The sequence below is a fragment of the Minwuia sp. genome (assembly GCF_048007105.1).
Taxonomy (GTDB): domain Bacteria; phylum Pseudomonadota; class Alphaproteobacteria; order Minwuiales; family Minwuiaceae; genus Minwuia.
On record NZ_CP180352.1, the window covers coordinates 3647092 to 3667537 of the forward strand.

The window sequence follows — 20446 nt, forward strand, 5'->3', positions numbered from 1 at the left end:
CTCCGGTCAAAGCAGCATCGTCACCGGATCTTCGAGAAGACCCTTGAGCGTTTCGAGGAACTCGGCCCCCTCGGCGCCGCCATAGACGCGGTGGTCGCAGCTCAGCGTCGCCGTCATCACCGTCGCCACCGCCAGCGCGCCGTCCTTCACGACCGGCTTCTGCTTGCCGGAGCCGACGGCGAGGATAGTGGATTGCGGCGGGTTGATGACGGCCACGAACTGGTCGATGCCGAACATGCCCAGATTGGAAACCGTGAAGGTGCCGCCCTGGTATTCATCAGGCGTCAGCTTGCCGTCGCGGGCCCGTCCGGCGAGGTCCTTGGTCTCGCCCGAGATCTGCACCAGCCCCTTGCGGTCGGCGTCCCGGACCACCGGCGTGATCAGACCGCCCTCGATCGCCACGGCGACCGAGACGTCGACCTTGCGGTGCTGCAGGATCGCGCTCTCGGTGAACTGGGCGTTGATCTTCGGGTGCCGCGCCAGCGCCAGCGCCGAAGCGCGGACGATGAAGTCGTTGACCGAGATCTTGTAGCTGTCGGACCGGCCGTTGAGGTCCTTCCGCATGGCCAGCAGATTGTCCAGTTCGATGTCGATGGTCAGATAGAAGTGCGGGATGGTCTGCTTGGATTCCAGCAGCCGCCGCGCAATCGTCTTCCGCATCGAGTTGAGCTTGATCTCCTCGTAGTCGTCCGTGGACGGCGGATACGACGAAGCGGTCATCGGTGCCGGTGCGGCCTTCTCCGCCGGCGCAGCCTGGGCGGCGGCCGGTGCGTCCGGCTTCGCGGCCGCCTTCTTGCCGGTGCCGGCCTTCAGCGCCGCCTCGACATCGCGCTTGACGATGCGGCCCTTCGGCCCCGACCCCTCGATCAGGGAGAGGTCCAGACCTTCCTGACCCGCCATGCGCTTCGCCAGCGGGCTGGCAAAGATGCGGCCACCCTTGCTCCCGCCCGAGGCGGCCGGCTTCGGTGCGGGTGCGGCGGCTGGCGCCGGCTCGGCCTTTTCGGGCTCGGGCTCCGGTTCTTCGCTTGACGGTTCAGGCGTCGGACCGCCCTCGGGCGTGTAGCCGTCCAGCGCACTCTTGTCCTCGCCTTCCTCCAGAAGGATCGCGATGGGCGCGTTGACTTTCACGCCCTCGGTCCCTTCCGCGACCAGCAGCTTGCCGATGGTACCCTCGTCGACCGCCTCGACTTCCATGGTCGCCTTGTCGGTCTCGATTTCGCAGAGCACGTCGCCCGACGAGACGGTATCGCCTTCCTTGACCTGCCAGCTTGCGAGCGTGCCCTCCTCCATGGTGGGCGACAGGGCCGGCATCGTAATCGTGATCGGCATGTCCCTGCTCCCCTAGTCGGCGTAGCAGACCGCCTTGGCGGCCTCGACGATGGTTTCGACCTGCGGCAGCGCCAGCTTCTCCAGGTTCGCCGCGTAGGGCATGGGCACATCGATGCCCGTCACGCGCTTCACCGGCGCGTCGAGCCAGTCGAAGGCCTCCTCCATGACCCTGGCGGAGATCTCCGCGCCGATGCCGCAGGCCGGGAAGCCCTCTTCCAGCGTCACCAGCCGGTTGGTCTTCTTGACCGAGCGGATGACGGCCGGGATATCCATCGGACGGATCGAGCGCAGGTCGATGACTTCGGCGTCGATGCCTTCTTCGGCCAGCATCTCGGCCGCTTTCATCCCCTTCTCGACCATGATCGAGTAACCCACCAGCGTGACGTCGGAGCCCTTGCGGACGACCTTCGCCTTGCCGATCGGCAACACCCATTCGGGATCGGTCGGGGCCTCGCCGGACCGGCCGTAGAGGATCTCGTTTTCCAGGAAGATCACCGGGTTCGGATCGCGGATCGCGGCCTTCAGCAGCCCCTTGGCATCCGATGCGGAATAGGGCGAGACGACCTTAAGGCCTGGAATGGCCGCGTACCATGCGGCGTAGTCCTGGCTGTGCTGGGCGCCCACCCGGGCCGCCGCGCCGTTCGGACCGCGGAACACGATGGGGCAGCCCATCTGACCGCCGGACATGTAGAGCGTCTTCGCCGCGGAGTTGATGATGTGGTCGATGGCCTGCATGGCGAAGTTGAAGGTCATGAACTCGACCACCGGCCGCAGCCCGCCGAAGGCCGCGCCGACGCCGATGCCGGCGAACCCGTGCTCGGTGATCGGCGTGTCGATCACCCGCTTGGCGCCGAACTGTTCCAGCAGACCCTGGGAGACCTTGTAGGCGCCCTGATACTCGGCGACTTCCTCGCCCATCAGGAACACGTTCTCGTCGCGGGTCATCTCCTCGGCCATGGCGTCGCGCAGGGCTTCGCGGACCGTGACTTCCTTCAGATCCGCGCCTTCGGGGATTTCCGGCTCCTCGTCCTCGTCGTCGTCGGACGCTTCGGGTTCGTGACGCTTCGGCTCGGCTGGCGCCTTCGGCGCCTCGGCCGCCGGTTCCGAGGTGTCCTCGTCCCCGGATGCCGCCGGCTCCGGTCCGCCCTCAGGCGTGTAGCCGTCGAGGGCGCTTTCGTCCTCGCCTTCCTCCAGCAGGATGGCGATGGCGGCGTTCACCTTGACGCCCTCGGTGCCCTCGTCGACCAGCAGCTTGCCGATGGTCCCCTCGTCGACCGCCTCGACCTCCATGGTCGCCTTGTCGGTCTCGATTTCGCAAAGCACATCGCCGGCGGAGACCTTGTCGCCTTCCTTGACCTGCCAGCTCGCCAGCGTGCCTTCCTCCATGGTCGGAGAAAGGGCCGGCATCGTTATCGTGATCGGCATCGTCCGCTCCCCCTCAGACTTCCACGAGCACGTCGGTGTAGAGCTCGGACGGATCCGGCTCCGGGCTGTTCTGCGCAAACTCGGCGGCGTCCGAGACAATCGACTTCACTTCCTTGTCGATAGCCTTCAGAGCGTCGTCCCCAACGCCGAACTCCTCCACCAGGCGGACGCGGACCCGCTCGATCGGGTCCTTCTCGGCCCGCATCTTCGCGACCTCTTCCTTGCTGCGGTACTTGGCCGGGTCCGACATGGAGTGGCCGCGATAGCGGTAGGTCTTCATCTCGAGGATGATCGGGCCGTTGCCGCCGCGGACATATTCGACCGCCTCTTCCGCCGCCTGCTTCACGACCAGCACGTCCATGCCGTCGACCTGGCGGCCCGGAATGCCGAAGCTGTCGCCGCGCTTGTACATCTCGGTCTGCGCCGACGAACGGACGACCGACGTGCCCATTGCATACTGGTTGTTCTCGATGACGTAGATCACCGGCAGTTTCCAGAGCGCGGCCATGTTGAAGGCCTCGTAGACCTGCCCCTGGTTGGCCGATCCGTCACCGAAATAGGTGACGCTGATCGCGTCGGTGCCTTTGTACTTTTCCGCCATGGCGAGGCCTGTGCCCAGCGGAACCTGCGCGCCGACGATGCCATGGCCGCCGTAGAAATTCTTCTCGCGGCTGAACATGTGCATCGAGCCGCCCTTGCCCCTCGAGTAACCGCCGGCGCGGCCGGTCAGCTCGGCCATCACGCCGGCGCTTTCCATGCCGCAGGCCAGCATGTGGCCGTGGTCGCGATAGGACGTGATCACCTTGTCGTTGGCCGTCAGCGCTGCCTGGATCCCCACGACGACGGCTTCCTGGCCGATGTAGAGATGGCAGAAGCCGCCGATCAGGCCCATGCCGTAGAGCTGCCCCGCCTTCTCCTCGAAGCGCCGGATCAGCAGCATCTCGCGGTAGAGTGCAGAGAGATCCTCGGCAGTGGTCTCGACGGGCGTGTTCGGTTCCTTTTTCGCGCTCGACCGCGGGGAGCGGGAACGCGAACGGCTGCTCGCGGGCTTGGCCATGTTTCCTCCTCAGCGCCGTTTGAGATGCCGATTGACCCGGCATTCCGTAACGGTATTAGCGCACCGAAAGATGACAGCCACAAGGCGATAGTGTAGCATTAACTCGATATCGGTTAACGCTGGTCCTCGCCGGCCTTCTGATAGATCACGATCTCGCCCGGAGCGGTCCAGCCGAACAGCCGCCGCACCTGCTCGCCGAGAATATCGCCATCCACTTCGGGACCGGAGATCAGGTCGACCCGGCGCTGAAGGATCTCGCGTTCGGCATTCAGACGCGCAAGTTCGTCCTGGCGCGCCGCGGTCTCGTCCTCCAGCGACTGGAGGGCGTTCAGCCCGCGCTCGCCCTGGATGCCGTGAAAGCCGAAATAGGCAATCAGGGCCAGACAGATGGCGGGAACCGCCAGCCGCGACAGGGCGCCCTTGCTGGAATTGGCGAAGTGCATCCGCGCACCGAATCAGAACCGATTCGCGCGGTCAAACCGGATTTGCCCCGCGTCCGGCAAATTCCCGGCGCGGCGTCGCGCCCGTTGCCGGGCGGACACAGTCGGGCACCTGGCGGCGGCACCCCTGATTCACTCCGGGACAACCCGCCAGACCGGCCCCACGCCTCGCCTGGATTGCCTTACGCAGCGTCGTTCTGTATTGGACCCGGTTGTCGCGTCAATCAGACACGCCGGCACTGAGGGGGACACCTCAGGTCACGTGATGTTTGACAACCGGCCCTTGGTGGGCCGCAATAGAGCTGGGCAAAAAACAAATAGCCCAGACCTAGGGAGGTACATGATGAGAATTGCAAGAACGCTGGGCGCAATTGCGCTCGCAGCGGCCACGACGCTGGCCATCTCGGCATCCGACGCGGACGCCAAGAAGGTCCGCTGGAAGCTGCATTCCGCATTTGGCACCAACGTGGCGGTCCTGGGGCCTGTCGGTCCGCGCATTTCCGATTGGGTCGGCCGCGCCTCGAATGGTGATTTCGATATCAAGGTATTCGAGCCAGGCGCACTTGCCGGCGGTTACGCGTACTACGATCCCGTCAGTCAGGGCGCATTCGAGGCGGCGTACGGGACGCCGGGCGCCAACCAGGGCAAGAACTCCGCTTTCGCCTTCCTGTCGACCTGGCCGTTCGGCCCGGGCGCACTGGAATTCAACGCCTGGCTGCAGTTCGGCGGCGGCGTCGAGATCGGCAAGGAGCTCTATGGCCGTGACGGCATCGAATACTTCTATTGCGGCATGATTCCGCCGGAGACCTCCGGCTGGTTCCGCGAGAAGATCACGAGCCTGGACCAGCTGAAGGGCCTGAAGATGCGCTTCTTCGGCGTCGGCGCGAAGGTGATGCAGAAGTTCGGTGTGGCCACGCAGCAGCTGGCCGGCGGCGACATCTACCCGGCGCTCGAGCTCGGCACCATCGACGCGACCGAGTTCTCCATGCCCGCCATCGACCGCACGCTCGGCTTCTACCAGATCGCGAAGTACAACTACTTCCCGGGCTGGCACCAGCAGTCGACCACCAACGAGATCCTCGTCAACCGCGACAAGTGGAACGAGCTCGACGACTCGCAGCAGGCGATCTTTGACATAGCCTGCCGCGCGAACCAGGGCATCGAGCTTGCCGAAGGCGAGGCCCTTCAGCCCGCGGCGATGATCGCAAACGAGAAGGACGGCGTCGAGAACGTCACCTGGTCCGACGACGTCCTGAACAGCCTCCGCGACGCCTGGCAGGAAGTCTTGGCCGAGGAAATCGCTGCCAATCCGGATGTGAAGAACCTCTGGGACAGCTATTCCGCCTTCCACGAGCAGTACAAGATCTGGGGCGAGCGCGGCTACCTGAAGTAGGCCGTCTCGAACGGCGGCGCTCCGGCGCCGCCGCCTCGTGATCCAGAACGGCGGCCGGCGCCTCGCGCGCCGGCCGTTTGCTCGCACTTTCGTGCAAACTCGGTCCCAGGTCCCGGAAGAGGGCCGCCGTCGGCCGACACCCACAGCAGGGCGGACGCATGCTCAATCTCGCAGACGGACTCGCGACCATATCGAACCGCGTGGGCCGGGGGGTCAGCTGGCTCATCCTGCCGCTGATCTTCATCATCATGTTCGACGTGATCACCCGGAAGATCGAATACATCGCGACCTGGTCGGCCGACATCACGATCGAATACGGCTACTCCGTGTCCTTCATTCTCCAGGATCTGCAGTGGCACATCCACGGCGTCCTGCTGATGCTGACCTTCGGCATGGGCTACCTCGCGAACGCCCATGTCCGCGTCGACATCTTCCGCGAGATGGGCGCCCGTCGGACCCAGTGCTGGATCGAGTTCATCGGCCTGGTGTTTCTCGCCATCCCGTTCCTGATCTTCGCCCTGGTCTATTCCATCGACATGGTGACCCTGTCCTATCACCAGGGTGAGGGGTCGGAATCCCTCGTCGGCATTCCCTGGCGCTATGTCATCAAGTCGGTCCTGCCGATCGGTTTCCTGATCCTGTTGTTCGCCGCGGTCGCCACGCTGATCCGCGTCGCGACCTTTCTCTTCGGATCTGACCAGTCGCGTTCGAGAGCCGAAGAGAACATACAGTTCTTCACCGACATCGCCGTCCTGCCGAAGGCTTCCCTCGACAACGCCGATGACGTGATTGCCGTCGACGGGGAGCCCCGGTAATGGAATTCATCGAATGGTTTCTTGACGACCATCTGTACGAGTATATCGGCGGCTACATGTTCCTCGCCCTGGCGATGGCGCTGTTCACCGGCCTGCCCGTCGCCTTCGCGCTGGGCGGCATCTCGGTCATCTTCGGTCTGATCGGCATCGCGATCGACGCGCTCGAACGTCGCGGTATTCTTCCAGGTCATCAACCGGATCTGGGGCGGCGACGGCGCGTCCGGTGCGATCCAGAACCCGATCCTGGTCGCCATCCCCTGTTTCGTCTTCATGGGCACGATGCTGGAACGCAGCCGCGTCGCCGCCGACCTGCTGCACATCCTGCAGATCATGCTCCGCCGCGTCCCCGGCGGCCTGGCGCTGTCCATCACGGTGATGGGCACCATCATGGCCGCCACCACCGGCATCATCGGCGCATCGGTCGTGATGATGACGCTGCTGGCGCTGCCGACCATGCTCAACCGCGGCTACCAGCACAGCCTGGCGACCGGTACCATCGCCGCCAGCGCCACGCTCGGCATCCTGATTCCGCCATCGATCATGCTGGTGCTGATGGCGAATCTGCTGGCGGTCTCGGTGGGCAACCTGTTCATCGGCGCCGTGCTGCCCGGCCTGGTGCTCTCGGGTCTCTACTTCATGTACATCATGACCCGGGCCTCGATTAACCCGTCCGTGGCCCCGCCCCTGCCCGAGGACATGATCCGGGTGGAGCCGACCAACCGCTCGAACGTGACGCTCTATTTCGGCATCGTCATCGGCATCGTCCTGGCGGTCGTCGTCCTGTCGAACCTGGGCATCGACTGGGTGAACTGGTCGCTGATCGGCTTCCTGGCGATCTTCAGCGTCTCCATGTGGATCGGCCGCAAGGAAGGCAACACCATCTTCGGCGGCATCCTGAAGGGCTTCGTGCCGCCGATTTTCCTGATCATCATGGTGCTCGGTTCGATCTTCGCCGGTTGGGCGACGCCGACCGAGGCCGCCGGCATCGGCGCCTTCGGTTCCATGGTGCTGGCCGCCTTCAACCGGACGCTGACCATCGATGTCGTGCGCGAAGTCTGTCACCGCACCGGCCTGACGACGGCGATGATCTTCTTCATCTTCGTCGGCGCCACCGCCTTCTCGACCGTGTTCCGGAACGTCTACGGCGAGGACCTGATCATCGAGTTCATCGAGTTCCTGGAGCTCGGCCCCTGGCCGCTGCTGTTCCTGCTGATGTTCTCGGTCTTCCTGATGGGCTTCTTCTTCGATTTCCTCGAGATCACGCTCATCATCCTTCCGGTGTTCGCCCCGGTCATCAAGGCGTTCGCCCCGGAGTTCGCGCCGCATCTGGGCCTTGAGGGCCTGCCCTTCCAGCAGGTGCAGGATCAGGTGATCTACTGGTTCGCGATCCTGGTGGCGGTGAATCTGCAGACATCGTTCCTGACACCACCATTCGGATTCGCGTTGTTCTACATGAAGGGCGTCTCGCCACCCGAAGTGAAGATGCAGGACATCTACAAGGGCATCATTCCCTTCGTGACCTTGCAGCTGATCGGTCTGGGCGTCGTCATCCTGTTCCCGCAAGTGACACTCTGGCTGCCGGAACTGATGCTGAATTAGCGAGGCTGACCGAGGCGCCGGCATGAAACTCTACGGCGTGCGCATCTTCGTCGACAATTTCGCGGCGGCTCAGGCCTTCTATGGCGAAACATTGGGCCTGAAGGCCAACTGGTCCATGCCGGAAATCGGGGCCGCGGGCTTTGACGTGGGGACGGCGGAGCTGATCGTCGAGGCGGCCTCGGGCAAGGACAGGGCCCTGGTCGGCCGCTTCGTCGGGGTGTCGCTGCAGGTCGACGACATCGATGCCGCCTACCGGTCCATGACCGCGAAGGGCGTGACGTTCGAGCAGCCGCCCGAGAAACAGGTCTGGGGCGGCACCCTCGCCCATTTCCGCGACCCCTCCGGCAATATCCTGACCCTTCTGGGGTAGTGCGACCGGTTCGGACCGTGGCAACGTGTCGGATGAGGAAACAGGATCACGCCTCCTAAAATCTCCGCTCAATGGAAAGACCGGATCAGAACGCGCTTCCCGCCAGCGACATTCTCGTCGTGATGGACGGCGAGTGCGCGCTCTGTTCCGGCGCGGCCCGATGGATTGCCAGGCACGATAGCGACGCAAGCTTCCGGATCTGCACCAGCCAGTCTCAACGCGGACGGGCCCTGATGCTCGAGAACCGGCTCGATCCGGATGACCCCGAGAGCTGGCTGATGATCGAAGAGGGCCGGGTCCGGACTTCGATGGACGCCGTGATCGAATGCGGACGCAGACTGGGCGGCATCTCGCGCGTCATGGCTGTTTTCTATGTCTTGCCTCGGCCGGCCCGTGACTGGATTTACAGGCGCATCGCTCAAAATCGCTACGCAATTTTTGGCCGGGGCGACATGTGCGGCATACCGGACGCCGAACTTCAGCGGCGACTGCTGCCTTGAAGGTCGTGATTGTCGGTGGAACGGGTGTCTTCGGCAGCCGGCTTGCCCGCCTGCTGACCCGCGACGGTCACGATGTGACGATCACCGGACGCAACGGCGACGGCTCTCGGCAGCTTGCACAGGAACTCGGCTGTGCTGCATTGGCCTATCGTCTTGGCGAGGAAACCGGCCGACTGTTCGACAACGGTGCGGACGTGCTGGTCGATGCCGCGGGCCCGTTCCATGCCTACGAAGGCGACCCATATCACCTGGCGAGAAGCTGCCTCGAATACGGTGCGAACTACCTCGATCTCTCGGATGATGCGGACTTCACGGCCGGGATCAGGACACTGGATACCGAATTCAGGGCGGCCGGGCTCTTCGCCTTGTCCGGTGCGTCGTCGGTACCCGGTCTGTCATCGGCCGCTGCTCGGGCGCTTTCCGACGACATGAACCGGATTGACGTGATCGAGAGTGTGATCCTGCCCGGAAACAAGGCGCCGCGTGGGCGCTCGGTTGTCCGGAGCATACTGGCCCAGGTTGGCGCAACAGTCGGCGTCTGGCGCGGCGGCCGATGGCGCAAGGCCAACAGTTGGTCCGACCCCGAGACTTATGAGATCAGCCCCGGCGACCGTCGCACCGCGAGACTGGTCCGGGTTCCTGACCTCGAGCTTTTTCCCGGCTTCTTCCGCGCGAGATCGGTGTTGTTCAGGGCCGGCATGGAAACCCCGCTGTTGAATAGCGGCACCCGATTGCTGGCCTGGGTCAGGCGCGCCGGCCTTGGGAAGTTGCCGTCGCTACTCGTACCGCTGGCACAGCGACTGGCTGGCTGGATGGAGCGATTTGGCAGCGACAAGGGCGGGATGCTGGTCATGGTGACGGGCACGATCGGGGGCCGAATGGTGCGCCGAACCTGGAAGCTGACGGTCGAGGAAGGCGATGGCCCCTATATTCCCTGCATTGCCGTTCGGGCAATACTGGGTCGGGCGGACCGCATGCGGTCAGGTGCCGGTGCCTGCCTTGCCATGTTTGCGCTGCCGGACGCCGAAGCTGCGATGGCGGACCTGTCCGTGAAGTTCGAACGGATCGAGGAGGACCGTCCCACATTGTTCCGTGCTGCTCTTGGCGACGCATGGGAGGCACTGCCGCAGGTAGTTCAGCGGATTCATTCCGTGCAGGACATCGAGAGCTTCAGCGGCACAGCGGAAGTCATCCGCGGTCGTGGCCTTCTTGCGAGATTGTCTGCAGTAATTTTCCGCTTTCCCAAGGCTGGCCGGTCCGTACCACTTACCATAACCAAGACCCGGACATCCTATGGTGAGATCTGGGAACGCAACTTTGCAGGCCGTCGATTCCGATCGTATCTGACGCCTGGCCGACCGGGGCACTACAGGGAACGTTTCGGACCGTTCGACTACGAGCAGGAACTACCAGTCGTGGACGGGATCATTTCACTGCCGGTACGCCGCGGCTGGTTTCTCGGGGTTCCTCTCCCTCGACCACTTCTTCCAGGCAGCGACAGCCGCGAGTTCGCCGAAGGTGGGATATTCAGGTTCGATGTCGGACTCTTTGCCCCGCTGACGGGAGAACTCATCGTCCGCTATCGAGGCACAGTCACGCCCGATGAAGACTTGGAAGCGGTCAGTCCGGCTCCCTGAGCCGCCCGCCCATCAATTCCTCGACGAAGAGTCCGACGAGCTGGGTCCGGTTCGAGACGCCGGCCTTGGCGTAGACCCGCGTCAACTGGGCCCTGACGGTGCCTTGGGCCGCCCCGCGAAACTCGGCGATCTCGGCGACGTCGAACCCCTTCAGAGCCAGCATGGCGACGTCGGCCTCCGCCGGAGTCAGCGTCCATTTCTCGAAATAGCTCTCGATCAGTTCGGCGAAGGCGCCGGAGGCGACCGACAGCGCCGCTTCCGCGCGTTGATTGCGTTCCAGCGTCCGCCGCATTTCCAGCCCGCCCAGCACGACGCCGATCACCAGCATCAGCGCCACCAGGCCCTCGAAGGCTGTGTGCAGATCGATCTCGCCGCTGCCGAAATCACCGATGACGTCGCCGACGAAGAAGACGGCGCACAGTGCCTGCACCGTCAGCAGGCCGGCCAGCAGCGCGGCGCGGCGGTCGCCGAGGCCACGTCTTGCCGCTGGCCGGGGCGCCGTCATTCGCCAGCGCCATCCGGTCTGCCGCGCCGTCCGGTCACCATCTGGCGCGCCAGGTTCACACCGGAGAGCCGCGATTCCAGGACCACACCACCGACATGAAGTGCAGCGAGCAGCAGCAGGATGTTGGCGGTAGCCTCGTGGACCTCTTCCAGCATCTCCTCTCCCTCCTGCTCATCGCCGCCCTCTTCCCGATGGCTGGCGGTGTAGGTCCCGTTGTCAGGAAAGGGCGCGCTTTCCATTGCGAGGCCGGTTACGGACACCGCTACCAGCATTCCCCAGAGGGCATAGACCATCAGGCTGCCCAGCGGATTGTGGGAAGCATGCTGCCGGCGACGTCCGGCCTTCAAGTCGCCAAGATGCCCCATCGCCGCCGAGAGGCTCGGCCGGAAGCTGGCGAAGCGGGCCGCCCGGGTTCCGATCACGCCCCAGACAAGCCTCAGCGCCAGCAGACCCACGGCGACATAGCCGATCCATATGTGCGCCAACGCGTGCTCGTCGATGACGAATCCGTTCAGCAGCACCGCCGCCGCGATGCCCCAGTGGGTGAGCCGAACCAGGGGATCCCAGATGCGCTCACTGTTAAGACTGACTCCGTTCATCAGTCGTCCTCGCGCATCCGGATGATCCGGCCGTCGGCGGCGTCGATATCGATTTCGTAGAGCCGGCCCTCGCGCACGGCCTTCACTTCCAGCCGGCCGTGTTCGCGCTCCACCTTCACGACGTGGTAACCGTCAGCCTCGAGCTTCGAGAGCGCCTCGCCGGCTGCGGGCGTTTCCCGCGTTTCGTGATCGCCGCCGCGGTATTCCAGCCGCTCGCGGCCGTCGTCGCCGGAGCGGTCCGACGCCAGCGCGGGGACCGCCAGCATCAGGGGGGTGGCAAGGATGAGAAGGATCGTCTTGTTCATCGGTCGTCTCCATTTCCGGAACGCGGCCATCCAGCCGCCCCCCTTCAATGGCGACCTACGCCGGGTCCGGAAATTGCGCCGCCGCTTATCCTGGCCCGCATAAGCGCCTGCTTACGGCCGGGGGCCGGGCCGGGCGTGCGATCGCGCGGCCAGGTTCTGCCCGAGCCGGCGCTCCCGGTAGAAGGTGTAGATGCCGGTCGCCACGACGATGCCGGCGCCGATCAGGGTCCAGCGGTCCGGGTAGTGGCCGAAGACGATGATGCCCGACAGGATCGCCCAGATCAGGATGGTGTAGCGGAAGGGCGAGACGAAGCCGATGTCGCCGATCCGCATGGCCGAAACCGAAAACAGGTAGCCCGCGATCAGGAAACAGGCCGCGCCGCCGAGCAACGCCAGTTCGGGACCGGCCAGCGGCCGCCACGGCTGGAACGGCGCCATCACCGCGCCCATCGCGGTAATGCAGAAGGCCGTCGTCACTGCCACCAGCACGGACGGCACGCCGGCCGAGAGCCGACGCGTGGAAAGATCGCGCAGCACGATGAAGCAGACAGCGCCGAGCGCCCAGAGCGAGTGGGCGTCGAAGCCCTCGCCGCCCGGGCGCACGATGATCATGACGCCGGCGAAGCCGACGAGGATGGCGCTGTAGCGGCGCCAGCCGACCTTCTCGCCGAGGAAGATCGAACCCGCAAGCGCCACGGCCAGGGGAAGCGACTGCAGGATCGCCGTGGCGTTGGCGATCGGCATGTTGAACAGCGCCTGCAGGAAGCAGTAGGTGCCGCCGACCTCGCCGACGATGCGCCACAGCAGCGTCCGCCCGTCGCCCGGCGCAATCCAGATGCGGAAGGCCCCCCGTTGCCATGCAATGACGGCCAGCAGGAAGGTCGCGACGAGACCGCGCAGCAGGATCGCCTGGGCGAAGCTGACATGCTCGGACGCCAGCTTCATCATGGCGTCATTGACGCCGTAGCCCGCCATGCACAGCGACATCAGCGCCGCGCCGCGCAGATTCTCCCTCCCCTCTGTCATGGGAGGATTTGGCGCGCGCGGCGACCCGCCCGCAAGCGAATTCGGCGCAGGGCCGGTCTACGGCCGGTTACGGTCTGGTGGCCGCGTCGGTCATGGCGTCCAGCGCCGATTTGACCCGTTCCAGCACCTCGTCCTGGCCCTCGAGGCCGTGCCGTGTCTTCAGGTAGTCGGGATCGTTGTAGACCAGCCAGACATTGCCGTCGTCGTCGCGGTAGGCCAGCGCCTTCTGCGGCAGGTCGATCGCCATCGACGGCGCCGCCTGCATCAGCGGCGTGCCGAGTTCGGGGTTGCCGAATATCACGATCCGCGTCGGCCGCAGTTCCATTCCCGCACGCGCCGCGCCGGCGCTGTGATCGATATCGGTGAAGACGGTCAGGCCCCGCGCTTCGAGTTCGGCCTTGAACTTGTCGATGGTGACATAGACGCCGTGGGCGCTTTCCTTGCGGATCAGACCGTCGTCCTCCGCCGCCTGTGCAGTCCCCGCCACGGCCAGCGCGACCGATGCGGCGAGCAGAATTCTGATGATGGGCATGTCGTCTCCCGGAGCCGTTCTTGTCAAAAGCTACGCGACCCGTTCTGGCCGGGCGGCACCCGGATGGCATCTCACGCCGGTTCACAGGTCCGGGAGTGACATGGTGACGGCAGCGGTCAGCCGCCACCCTTCTTTTCCGCCTGGGCTTGGCGGAAACGCTCCGCGCCCTCGCGGAAGAGGCCCGATGTGTTCAGCAGCGCGTTCTGCTGGGCGCCGGCGGTCAGCGCCTCCGACAGGGGCGCCGTACGGGCCAGCCGATGGTTCTCCTTGGTCAGCCTCACGGCCTCCGTACCCAGGCCGAGCAGCCGCCCGCTCCAGTCCGCGCCGAGCGCATCCAGCGCCTCCGGTCCGTCCGCCAGTGCATTGACCAGACCCATCTGCCAGAGCCGCTCGGCTGAGACCATGTCGCCGAACATGGCCAGCTCCAGCGCCAGCCGGCGCCCGACAAGGTGCATCAGGATCGGCGTGTTCACGGCCGCGGGGAAACCGTTGCGCATCTCGGCCGCGCCGAACCGGGCGGTCTTCTCCGACAGCACGAAGTCACAGCCCATCGCCAGCGTGAAACCCCCGGCGACCGCGTAGCCCTCGACGATCGCGACCGAGACGACATGGCTTCGGTCGAGAATGCGGAAGATGTCGGCCCATTGCCGGTCCGCAGCCATGATCTCGTCCAGCGGTTTCGGCGCCATGTCGCCGGAGAGATCCCGTCCGGCGCAGAAATTCCCTGCCGCGCCCCGGATGGTGAGCACGCGGCAGTCGGGATCGGCATCGGCGGCGCGGACGGCGGCATGAATTGCGGCGGACAGTTCGGGATTGAGCGCATTCCGCCGCTCCGGCCGGTTCAGGGTGAGCCGCCTGACGGGTCCGTCGCTCTCGACCTGCAGCACCATCAGTTCACCTGCCGGTCGCGGCCTTCCCAGAAGGGCCGGCGCAGTTCGCGTTTCAGGATTTTGCCGGACGGATTGCGCGGCAACTCGGCGACGAAGTCCACCGACTTGGGCGCCTTGTAGGCGGCGATGCGTTCACGGGCCCAGGCGATGATCTCCTGCTCGCCGGCGCTCTCGCCCTCCTTCAGCACGACGACCGCCTTTACCGCCTCGCCCCATTTCTCGTCCGGGACGCCGATCACGGCGACGTCCGCCAGCGCCGGATGCCCGAACAGCGCGCTCTCGACCTCGGCCGGATAGACGTTCTCGCCGCCGGAGACGATCATGTCCTTGATCCGGTCGTGGATGTAGAGGAAGCCGCCCTCGTCCAGATAGCCGGCATCGCCGGTGTGGAACCAGCCGCCCCGCATGGCGTCCGCCGTCGCTTCCGGGCGCTTCCAGTAGCCCTTCATGTTCTGCTCGGTCCGGCAGATGATCTCGCCGACCTCGCCCGGCGCCATGTCGCTGCCATCGGCATCGATGATGCGGATCTCCACGCCCTCATGCGCCTTGCCGCAGGATTTCATGCGCGGATTGCCGGCGGTGTGCTCCTCGGGCGGCAGATAGGTGATGGCGCCGGTCGTCTCCGTCAGGCCGTAGACCTGGGCGAAATCGCAGCCGAACAGCCCGACCGCGCGCTGCAGCAGATCCAGCGGGATCGGAGACGCCCCGTAGATCACCATGCGAAGCGACGACAGGTCGGTGGCCTTCACTCTGGGGTGCTGGGTCAGGAACAGGATCACCGCGGGTACGAACAGCACGATGGATACCCGCTCGGCCTCGATGGTCTCCAGGATCAGGCCCGGATCGACCTCCCGGTGCAGGATGTTGGTGCAGCCTGTGTAGAAGCCGACATTGCCCCAGCCGCCGCCGGCGATGTGGAACAGCGGCATGCAGATCAGGTTGACGTCGTCGGCGTTCCAGCCAGCCCAGCGGCGGGTCGCGACGGGCATCTGCGCGATCAGATTGTGGTGCGAAAGCTCGACACCCTTCGGATGACCCGTGGTGCCGGAGGTGTACATCTGGCAGGCGGTGTCCTGGGGCAGGACATCGACGCCGCACTCGCCGTCGCCATGCGAATCGCGCCAGGCCTCGTAGCCGGGCCAGGCATCGTCGGCGAAATCGATGGCGACATACTGCTTCACGGTTTCAAGATCGCCCTCGATCCGGCGAACGAGTCCGGCATGCGCCTCGTCCACGAAGAAGATCTCGGCATCCGCATCGTTGACGACGAAGGCGACCTCGGGCGGCGCCAGACGGAAGTTCACCGGGACAAGCACGACACCGGCCTTGGCGGCGCCGAACTGCAGTTCGAAGAACCGATCCGTGTTCTGGGCGAGAATGGCGATCCGCGCACCCTTGCCCAGTCCGGCGGCGACGAGAGCGTTGGCCACCCTGTTCGTCGCCCGGTTCAGGGAGTCGTAGGTCCAGACCCTGTCCCCGAACTTCAGCGCAATGCTGTCGCCACGCTCTTCTGCATGGCGGCGGAAAATGTCGCCCAGCACCTTCATTCCGATCCTCCCCAAGGTTCGCGCCTGCCCTGCATGTCTCGTAGCGGAACCGCCGGCGCAGCGCAGCCCCAATCCGCCGATACCGCACCGCAGCAAATTATTTTTAGAATGATTTTAATTCCTATTGAAATTCGAGACCCGATACGTACATTCCGCTCATCAGACACCGAACCTGGAAGGAGTTACCCCGATGCGCGTACCGTCCGTTACCTTCAAGACCCGCGTCCGCGACGAATCCGTCGAGGGCCCGAACCCCTATCGCTGGCAGGACCGCACGACCGACGAGATCTTCAACGGCCGCAAGGTCATCGTCTTCGGTCTGCCGGGCGCGTTCACGCCGACCTGCAGCTCGACCCACCTGCCCCGCTTCGAAGAGCTGCACGATCTGTTCATCGAGCAGGGCATCGACGAGATCATCTGCCTGTCGGTCAACGACGCCTTCGTGATGTTCCAGTGGGGCCGCCATCAGGGCATCGAGAAGGTGACCCTGCTGCCCGACGGCACCGGCGAGTTCACCGACAGGATCGGCATGCTGGTGAAGAAGAACAATCTGGGCTTCGGCTACCGCAGCTGGCGTTACTCGATGCTGGTCGAGGACGGCGAGATCGTCGAGACCTTCGAGGAGCCCGGCAAGGGCGACGACGTCGAGGGCGATCCGTTCGAGATCTCCAGCGCCGATCACATGATCGACGTGGTCCGCAAGCGCTACGGCGCCAAGGCCGCCTAAGTATCAGGCAAGTCGCCGGGCGTCAGGCTGCAAGGCCAGAACGCCTGAAAAACCAATGACTCCGCAAGGTAGAGCCCGTCCCGCAAGACACCGCGGGGCGGGCTTGCCGCGTTTTCTGCAAAGAAATTGCGCACCGTTTACCATCCGAAAAGTTTCTCCTGATAGCCATTTGCACTCACGGGTGCCCAACGCCCCGCCAAGTCACAGGAGAAAACGAATGAAGCGTCTTTCCATCCTCGTTGCCGCGGGTGCGCTCGCCCTCGCCGCCTCGTCCGCATCGGCAAACGAGTTCCAGGGTCCGCTGGAGGACCTGGCCCGCAACCAGATCAAGTCGATCATCTCCGACCCCTCGGTCGTCGCGGCGATCAAGGCCCAGAACGACAAGCACGGCGCCCTGTCCCAGGCCGACATCGACGGCATGGACAACGAATGGCGCGCCGAAGTGAAGAATGGCGGCGGCGCCATGATCTCCGAGGTTCTCGCCAACGCCGTCTCGAACTACCTGAAGTCGCAGAAGGACGCCGCCGGCGGCCAGTTCACCGAGATCTTCGTGATGGACAACAAGGGCCTGAACGTCGGTCAGTCCGACGTCACCTCCGACTACTGGCAGGGTGACGAGGCGAAGTGGCAGGAGACCTACCAGGTGGGCGCCGAATCCGTCCATGTCAGCGAGGTCGAACTCGACGAGTCCACCCAGACCTATCAGAGCCAGGTCAGCGTTCCGATCGTCGATCCGGCGGACGGCTCCGTGATCGGCGCCGCCACCTTCGGCGTCGACGTCTCGACCCTCTGATCGGAGCACCAGGCACGATGTCTGACAAGAACACTGACGAAGTCCCTGCTCGTTCCAAAGCGAAGGGCCTTGGCCGGCGCATTGTCGCGGTCGTCCTGTTGGGCGTCGTGCTTGGCTTCGGCGCCATTATCGCCCTGATGATCACGGGCGAGCAACGGCGCACGCACGAATTCGTCGCCAGCGGCAATGTCGAGCAGACCCGCCTGCTGGCCGGCCAGATCGGCGGCGCAGTGCGGTTCGGGAAGGCGGACAAGATCGAGGAGGCCTACAGCCCCCTCACCGCCTCCGAAAAGTCGCCGATTGCCGCCATCCGCGTCGTCAATCTGGAACAGGCCGAGGTCCTGAACTTCAACGCAGACGGCTTCAAGGCTCCTGAAGACGATGTGGTGGCGCAAGCCCTGGCGACCGCGCTCGGCGAAGGCCGGTCCGTTTCCGTCTCCAGCGGCGAACAGCAGATCGTCGCGGTACCGGCCACGTTCGGGCCGCAGGCCGCGGCCGTCGGCGCAATCGCCATTGCCTGGGACTTCAGCCGGGCGAATGCCGAGATCACCGCGGGCGCACTGACGGCGTCGGCCATCGCAGCCGTGATTGCCGCGCTGCTCGCTGTGGCCATCGTCTACGTGCTGCACCGGCTGGTGAGCCAGCCGATCCGGCGCATGACCGACGTCATGAAGGATCTCGAATCCGGCAACACCGAGGTCGAAGTCCCCTATCTGAGCCGCCCCGACGAGATCGGCGCCATGGCGACCTCCATCGAAAGCTTCCGCCAGGAGGCCATTGCCAAGGCGGAACTGGAAGCCGAAAGCGATGCCAATGCGCGCCGTGCCGAGGAATCCCGCCGCCAGGCCATGCAGGACCTGGCGACAGAGTTCGAGGAGGCTGTCGGCAACATCGTCAAGGCGGTGTCCAGCGCGGCCACGGAACTGGAAGTGGCGGCCTCGACGATGCGCTCGACCGTCGACGAGACCAATGACCGCTCCGCGAATGTTGCCAGTGCGTCCGAGCAGGCAACGGCCAACGTCGAGATCGTCGCCTCCGCCGCCGAGGAAATGTCCGCATCGATCCGGGAAATCGGCGAGAAGGCGAGCGAATCGTCCTCGCGGGCCGGCACCGCCGAACGCGAGGCCGACGAGACGGTGATGACTGTTCAGCAGCTGTCGGCCACCGCCGAGAACATCGGTCAGGTCGTCGGCATGATCCGCGAGATTGCCGAGCAGACCAATCTCCTCGCGCTCAACGCGACCATCGAGGCGGCCCGCGCCGGCGAGGCCGGCAAGGGCTTCGCGGTGGTAGCCACCGAGGTCAAGAACCTGGCGTCGGAGACCGCCAAGGCGACGACCGACATCTCCGAGCAGATCCAGGCCATTCAGAAGGCCACCGGCACCTCCGCCGAGGCGATCAGCCGGGTGACCGGTGCGGTCAAGGAACTGAACGGTATCGCCTCCACCATCGCGGCGGCCGTCGAGGAACAGGCCGCCGTGACCCGCAACATCGCGGAGAACGTGCAGCACGCCGCCACGGGCACGAAGAACGTGACCCAGAACATCGGCGGCGTCTCCCAGGCCGCTTCCGCCTCCAGCGCAGCGGCGGCGCAGGTTCTGGAATCGGCCGGCAGCCTGGCGCAGCAGGCCAACGCGCTGAACGCGGAACTGGACAATTTCCTGAGCCGCGTCCGCGCCGCCTGACCGCCAAAACTGGCGCATCCATGAAGGCCCGGCAGCCCCGCTGCCGGGCTTTCGCTTTTTCTGCAGCCGCAGGATGAGGCATGCTGCCCGGCATGCAACCCGCCGCCGACCATGCTGAACGCCTCGCCCGCCTGCGGCTGATCCGCAGCGAGAATGTGGGACCGGTGAATTTCGCCCGGCTTGTGCAGCGTTTCGGCACCGCGGCCGAAGCGCTGGACGCGCTGCCGGAAATCGCGTCGCGGGCCGGCCGCAAGCGCCTCAGGATCTGCCCGGCCTCTGACGCGGAGCGCGAATGGCAATCTTTGGAGAAGCTCGGCGCCAGGTTCCTTATGTCCGGCGACCCGGACTACCCCGAACCACTGGCCGAGATCGACAGCGCGCCGCCGGTACTCGCCGCTCTTGGCAACCTGTCGCTCCTGGATCGCCCGGTCTTCGCCATTGTCGGCGCCCGCAACGCTTCGGCAAATGGACGGACGCTCTGCCGACGGATCACAGCCGAACTGGGACAGAGCGGCCTGGTCATCGCCTCCGGCCTGGCGCGGGGAATCGACGCCGAAGCCCATGAGGCCGCCCTGCCGACCGGCACCGTCGCCGCCATCGCAGGCGGCATCGACGTGGTCTACCCCCCGGAGAACGAGCGCCTTCATCACCGTATCGCCGAAGAAGGGCTGATCCTGGCGGAGGCTCCCTTCAACACACAGCCCCGCGCGCGTCATTTCCCGCGCCGCAACCGCATCATCGCCGGCCTCTCGCTGGGCGTCCTGGTCGTCGAGGCGGCGATGCGGTCGGGTTCGCTGATCACCGCCCGGCAGGCCGGCGAGCAGGGCCGCGAGGTCTTTGCCGTCCCCGGTTCGCCGCTGGATCCCCGCGCTCGCGGCGGCAACCGGCTGATCCGCGACGGCGCCCGGCTGGTCGAAAGCGCCGCCGACATCCTCGACGAACTCGGCCCCGGCCAGCGGTTCAGCCTGCGCGCGCCCAGAGCTGCGGTCGATCCGGTCGCCGCCACCATCGAGATCGATCCGGTCTCAGGCGACGCGGACCGCGGCCGCGCCGCGATCCTCGAAGCGCTCGGTCCGGAGCCTGCCGAGGCCGATCTCGTGATCCGTCAGACCGGCCTTTCGTCGGCCGCATTCAACGCCCTGGCGCTGGAACTGGAGATCGCCGGACGCATCGAACGGCATGCCGGAAACCGCTATGCGCTGGCAGCCGGCTGAAGCGCCGGAAGGGCGCGGGCCGTTGACAGCCTCTGGTGCTTTGCCCATTTTCCCGGAA

21 protein-coding genes are annotated in these 20446 nt (G+C 65.4%); 10 read left to right on the forward strand and 11 right to left on the reverse strand.

All coding sequences use genetic code 11. The features are described from left to right. Positions 1–6: 6 nt before the first annotated feature. The 4 genes from ACMVY4_RS17715 to ACMVY4_RS17730 all read right to left on the reverse strand — a co-directional run bounded on the left by ACMVY4_RS17715 (position 7) and on the right by ACMVY4_RS17730 (position 4254). Complete coding sequence (locus tag ACMVY4_RS17715) at positions 7–1329, reverse strand: pyruvate dehydrogenase complex dihydrolipoamide acetyltransferase (RefSeq protein ID WP_416897307.1); 1323 nt, start codon at positions 1327–1329, stop codon at positions 7–9. A gap of 12 nt (positions 1330–1341) precedes the next feature. Beyond that, on the reverse strand, positions 1342–2754 hold the full coding sequence (locus ACMVY4_RS17720; RefSeq protein WP_416897308.1) for a pyruvate dehydrogenase complex E1 component subunit beta: 1413 nt from the start codon (positions 2752–2754) through the stop codon (positions 1342–1344). Between the two features lie 13 nt (positions 2755–2767). Next, positions 2768–3811: a pyruvate dehydrogenase (acetyl-transferring) E1 component subunit alpha gene (pdhA, locus tag ACMVY4_RS17725; RefSeq protein ID WP_416897309.1), complete on the reverse strand. Its 1044-nt coding sequence runs from the start codon at positions 3809–3811 to the stop codon at positions 2768–2770. A gap of 113 nt (positions 3812–3924) precedes the next feature. Continuing rightward, positions 3925–4254, reverse strand: a complete 330-nt coding sequence (locus ACMVY4_RS17730) for an FtsB family cell division protein (RefSeq protein WP_416897310.1) — start codon at positions 4252–4254, stop codon at positions 3925–3927. Between the two features lie 340 nt (positions 4255–4594). Between ACMVY4_RS17730 and ACMVY4_RS17735 the strand changes: the two genes are divergently transcribed. From ACMVY4_RS17735 to ACMVY4_RS17760, 6 genes are all read left to right on the forward strand, one after another. Then, positions 4595–5644 (forward strand): TRAP transporter substrate-binding protein, encoded by a 1050-nt coding sequence (locus ACMVY4_RS17735; RefSeq protein WP_416897311.1) that lies wholly within the window; start codon positions 4595–4597, stop codon positions 5642–5644. A 158-nt stretch (positions 5645–5802) separates the two neighbouring features. After that, on the forward strand, positions 5803–6459 hold the full coding sequence (locus tag ACMVY4_RS17740) for a TRAP transporter small permease subunit (protein ID WP_416897312.1): 657 nt from the start codon (positions 5803–5805) through the stop codon (positions 6457–6459). 279 nt (positions 6460–6738) lie between these two features. Next, positions 6739–8058 carry a TRAP transporter large permease gene (locus tag ACMVY4_RS17745; RefSeq protein WP_416897313.1) on the forward strand — a complete coding sequence of 440 codons (1320 nt, stop codon included), beginning with the start codon at positions 6739–6741 and terminating at the stop codon, positions 8056–8058. Positions 8059–8080: 22 nt separating this feature from the next. Next, entirely contained in the window at positions 8081–8428 is a 348-nt protein-coding gene (locus tag ACMVY4_RS17750) for a VOC family protein (RefSeq protein ID WP_416897314.1), read from the forward strand. A gap of 71 nt (positions 8429–8499) precedes the next feature. After that, on the forward strand, positions 8500–8928 hold the full coding sequence (locus tag ACMVY4_RS17755; protein ID WP_416897315.1) for a thiol-disulfide oxidoreductase DCC family protein: 429 nt from the start codon (positions 8500–8502) through the stop codon (positions 8926–8928). Between the two features lie 5 nt (positions 8929–8933). After that, on the forward strand, positions 8934–10565 hold the full coding sequence (locus tag ACMVY4_RS17760) for a DUF4166 domain-containing protein (RefSeq protein WP_416900341.1): 1632 nt from the start codon (positions 8934–8936) through the stop codon (positions 10563–10565). Here ACMVY4_RS17760 and ACMVY4_RS17765 read toward each other — a convergent pair. From ACMVY4_RS17765 to ACMVY4_RS17795, 7 genes are all read right to left on the reverse strand, one after another. Next, the gene (locus tag ACMVY4_RS17765) at positions 10549–11070 is read right to left on the reverse strand and encodes a helix-turn-helix transcriptional regulator (RefSeq protein WP_416897316.1); all 522 of its coding nucleotides are present in this window, start codon (positions 11068–11070) and stop codon (positions 10549–10551) included. The two genes, ACMVY4_RS17760 and ACMVY4_RS17765, sit on opposite strands and share 17 nt — an antisense overlap. Further along, the gene (locus ACMVY4_RS17770; protein WP_416897317.1) at positions 11067–11669 is read right to left on the reverse strand and encodes a cytochrome b/b6 domain-containing protein; all 603 of its coding nucleotides are present in this window, start codon (positions 11667–11669) and stop codon (positions 11067–11069) included. The genes ACMVY4_RS17765 and ACMVY4_RS17770 overlap by 4 nt, the downstream gene beginning before the upstream one ends. Then, positions 11669–11974 (reverse strand): PepSY domain-containing protein, encoded by a 306-nt coding sequence (locus ACMVY4_RS17775; RefSeq protein ID WP_416897318.1) that lies wholly within the window; start codon positions 11972–11974, stop codon positions 11669–11671. The genes ACMVY4_RS17770 and ACMVY4_RS17775 overlap by 1 nt, the downstream gene beginning before the upstream one ends. A gap of 111 nt (positions 11975–12085) precedes the next feature. Beyond that, on the reverse strand, positions 12086–13000 hold the full coding sequence (locus tag ACMVY4_RS17780) for a DMT family transporter (protein WP_416897319.1): 915 nt from the start codon (positions 12998–13000) through the stop codon (positions 12086–12088). Between the two features lie 67 nt (positions 13001–13067). After that, complete coding sequence (locus ACMVY4_RS17785) at positions 13068–13532, reverse strand: DUF302 domain-containing protein (RefSeq protein ID WP_416897320.1); 465 nt, start codon at positions 13530–13532, stop codon at positions 13068–13070. Positions 13533–13648: 116 nt separating this feature from the next. Continuing rightward, complete coding sequence (locus tag ACMVY4_RS17790; RefSeq protein ID WP_416897321.1) at positions 13649–14422, reverse strand: enoyl-CoA hydratase/isomerase family protein; 774 nt, start codon at positions 14420–14422, stop codon at positions 13649–13651. Further along, positions 14422–15969, reverse strand: a complete 1548-nt coding sequence (locus ACMVY4_RS17795; RefSeq protein WP_416897322.1) for a fatty acid--CoA ligase — start codon at positions 15967–15969, stop codon at positions 14422–14424. The genes ACMVY4_RS17790 and ACMVY4_RS17795 overlap by 1 nt, the downstream gene beginning before the upstream one ends. Positions 15970–16159: 190 nt before the next feature. Between ACMVY4_RS17795 and ACMVY4_RS17800 the strand changes: the two genes are divergently transcribed. The 4 genes from ACMVY4_RS17800 (at position 16160) to dprA (ending at position 20388) form a co-directional block, all read left to right on the forward strand. Then, positions 16160–16696, forward strand: a complete 537-nt coding sequence (locus tag ACMVY4_RS17800; protein ID WP_416897323.1) for a peroxiredoxin — start codon at positions 16160–16162, stop codon at positions 16694–16696. Between the two features lie 217 nt (positions 16697–16913). Beyond that, positions 16914–17489, forward strand: coding sequence for a PDC sensor domain-containing protein (locus ACMVY4_RS17805; protein ID WP_416897324.1), 576 nt, complete (start codon positions 16914–16916; stop codon positions 17487–17489). A 17-nt stretch (positions 17490–17506) separates the two neighbouring features. Further along, positions 17507–19174, forward strand: coding sequence for a methyl-accepting chemotaxis protein (locus ACMVY4_RS17810; protein WP_416897325.1), 1668 nt, complete (start codon positions 17507–17509; stop codon positions 19172–19174). A gap of 80 nt (positions 19175–19254) precedes the next feature. Continuing rightward, the gene (gene dprA, locus ACMVY4_RS17815) at positions 19255–20388 is read left to right on the forward strand and encodes a DNA-processing protein DprA (protein ID WP_416897326.1); all 1134 of its coding nucleotides are present in this window, start codon (positions 19255–19257) and stop codon (positions 20386–20388) included. The last annotated feature ends 58 nt before the right edge of the window (positions 20389–20446 follow it).

Excerpts from the sequence above, each read along its gene's own strand:
- ACMVY4_RS17750 (WP_416897314.1), top strand. The coding sequence starts at position 8,081 with ATGAAACTCTACGGCGTGCGCATCTTCGTCGACAATTTCGCGGCGGCT.
- ACMVY4_RS17765 (WP_416897316.1), bottom strand. The coding sequence starts at position 11,070 with ATGACGGCGCCCCGGCCAGCGGCAAGACGTGGCCTCGGCGACCGCCGC.
- ACMVY4_RS17740 (WP_416897312.1), top strand. The coding sequence starts at position 5,803 with ATGCTCAATCTCGCAGACGGACTCGCGACCATATCGAACCGCGTGGGC.
- ACMVY4_RS17775 (WP_416897318.1), bottom strand. The coding sequence starts at position 11,974 with ATGAACAAGACGATCCTTCTCATCCTTGCCACCCCCCTGATGCTGGCG.
- ACMVY4_RS17770 (WP_416897317.1), bottom strand. The coding sequence starts at position 11,669 with ATGAACGGAGTCAGTCTTAACAGTGAGCGCATCTGGGATCCCCTGGTT.
- ACMVY4_RS17720 (WP_416897308.1), bottom strand. The coding sequence starts at position 2,754 with ATGCCGATCACGATAACGATGCCGGCCCTTTCTCCGACCATGGAGGAA.
- ACMVY4_RS17745 (WP_416897313.1), top strand. The coding sequence starts at position 6,739 with ATGCTGGAACGCAGCCGCGTCGCCGCCGACCTGCTGCACATCCTGCAG.
- ACMVY4_RS17755 (WP_416897315.1), top strand. The coding sequence starts at position 8,500 with ATGGAAAGACCGGATCAGAACGCGCTTCCCGCCAGCGACATTCTCGTC.
- dprA (WP_416897326.1), top strand. The coding sequence starts at position 19,255 with ATGCTGCCCGGCATGCAACCCGCCGCCGACCATGCTGAACGCCTCGCC.
- ACMVY4_RS17715 (WP_416897307.1), bottom strand. The coding sequence starts at position 1,329 with ATGCCGATCACGATTACGATGCCGGCCCTGTCGCCCACCATGGAGGAG.
- ACMVY4_RS17800 (WP_416897323.1), top strand. The coding sequence starts at position 16,160 with ATGCGCGTACCGTCCGTTACCTTCAAGACCCGCGTCCGCGACGAATCC.
- ACMVY4_RS17790 (WP_416897321.1), bottom strand. The coding sequence starts at position 14,422 with ATGGTGCTGCAGGTCGAGAGCGACGGACCCGTCAGGCGGCTCACCCTG.
- ACMVY4_RS17805 (WP_416897324.1), top strand. The coding sequence starts at position 16,914 with ATGAAGCGTCTTTCCATCCTCGTTGCCGCGGGTGCGCTCGCCCTCGCC.
- ACMVY4_RS17780 (WP_416897319.1), bottom strand. The coding sequence starts at position 13,000 with ATGACAGAGGGGAGGGAGAATCTGCGCGGCGCGGCGCTGATGTCGCTG.
- ACMVY4_RS17795 (WP_416897322.1), bottom strand. The coding sequence starts at position 15,969 with ATGAAGGTGCTGGGCGACATTTTCCGCCGCCATGCAGAAGAGCGTGGC.
- ACMVY4_RS17735 (WP_416897311.1), top strand. The coding sequence starts at position 4,595 with ATGAGAATTGCAAGAACGCTGGGCGCAATTGCGCTCGCAGCGGCCACG.
- pdhA (WP_416897309.1), bottom strand. The coding sequence starts at position 3,811 with ATGGCCAAGCCCGCGAGCAGCCGTTCGCGTTCCCGCTCCCCGCGGTCG.
- ACMVY4_RS17810 (WP_416897325.1), top strand. The coding sequence starts at position 17,507 with ATGTCTGACAAGAACACTGACGAAGTCCCTGCTCGTTCCAAAGCGAAG.
- ACMVY4_RS17730 (WP_416897310.1), bottom strand. The coding sequence starts at position 4,254 with ATGCACTTCGCCAATTCCAGCAAGGGCGCCCTGTCGCGGCTGGCGGTT.
- ACMVY4_RS17785 (WP_416897320.1), bottom strand. The coding sequence starts at position 13,532 with ATGCCCATCATCAGAATTCTGCTCGCCGCATCGGTCGCGCTGGCCGTG.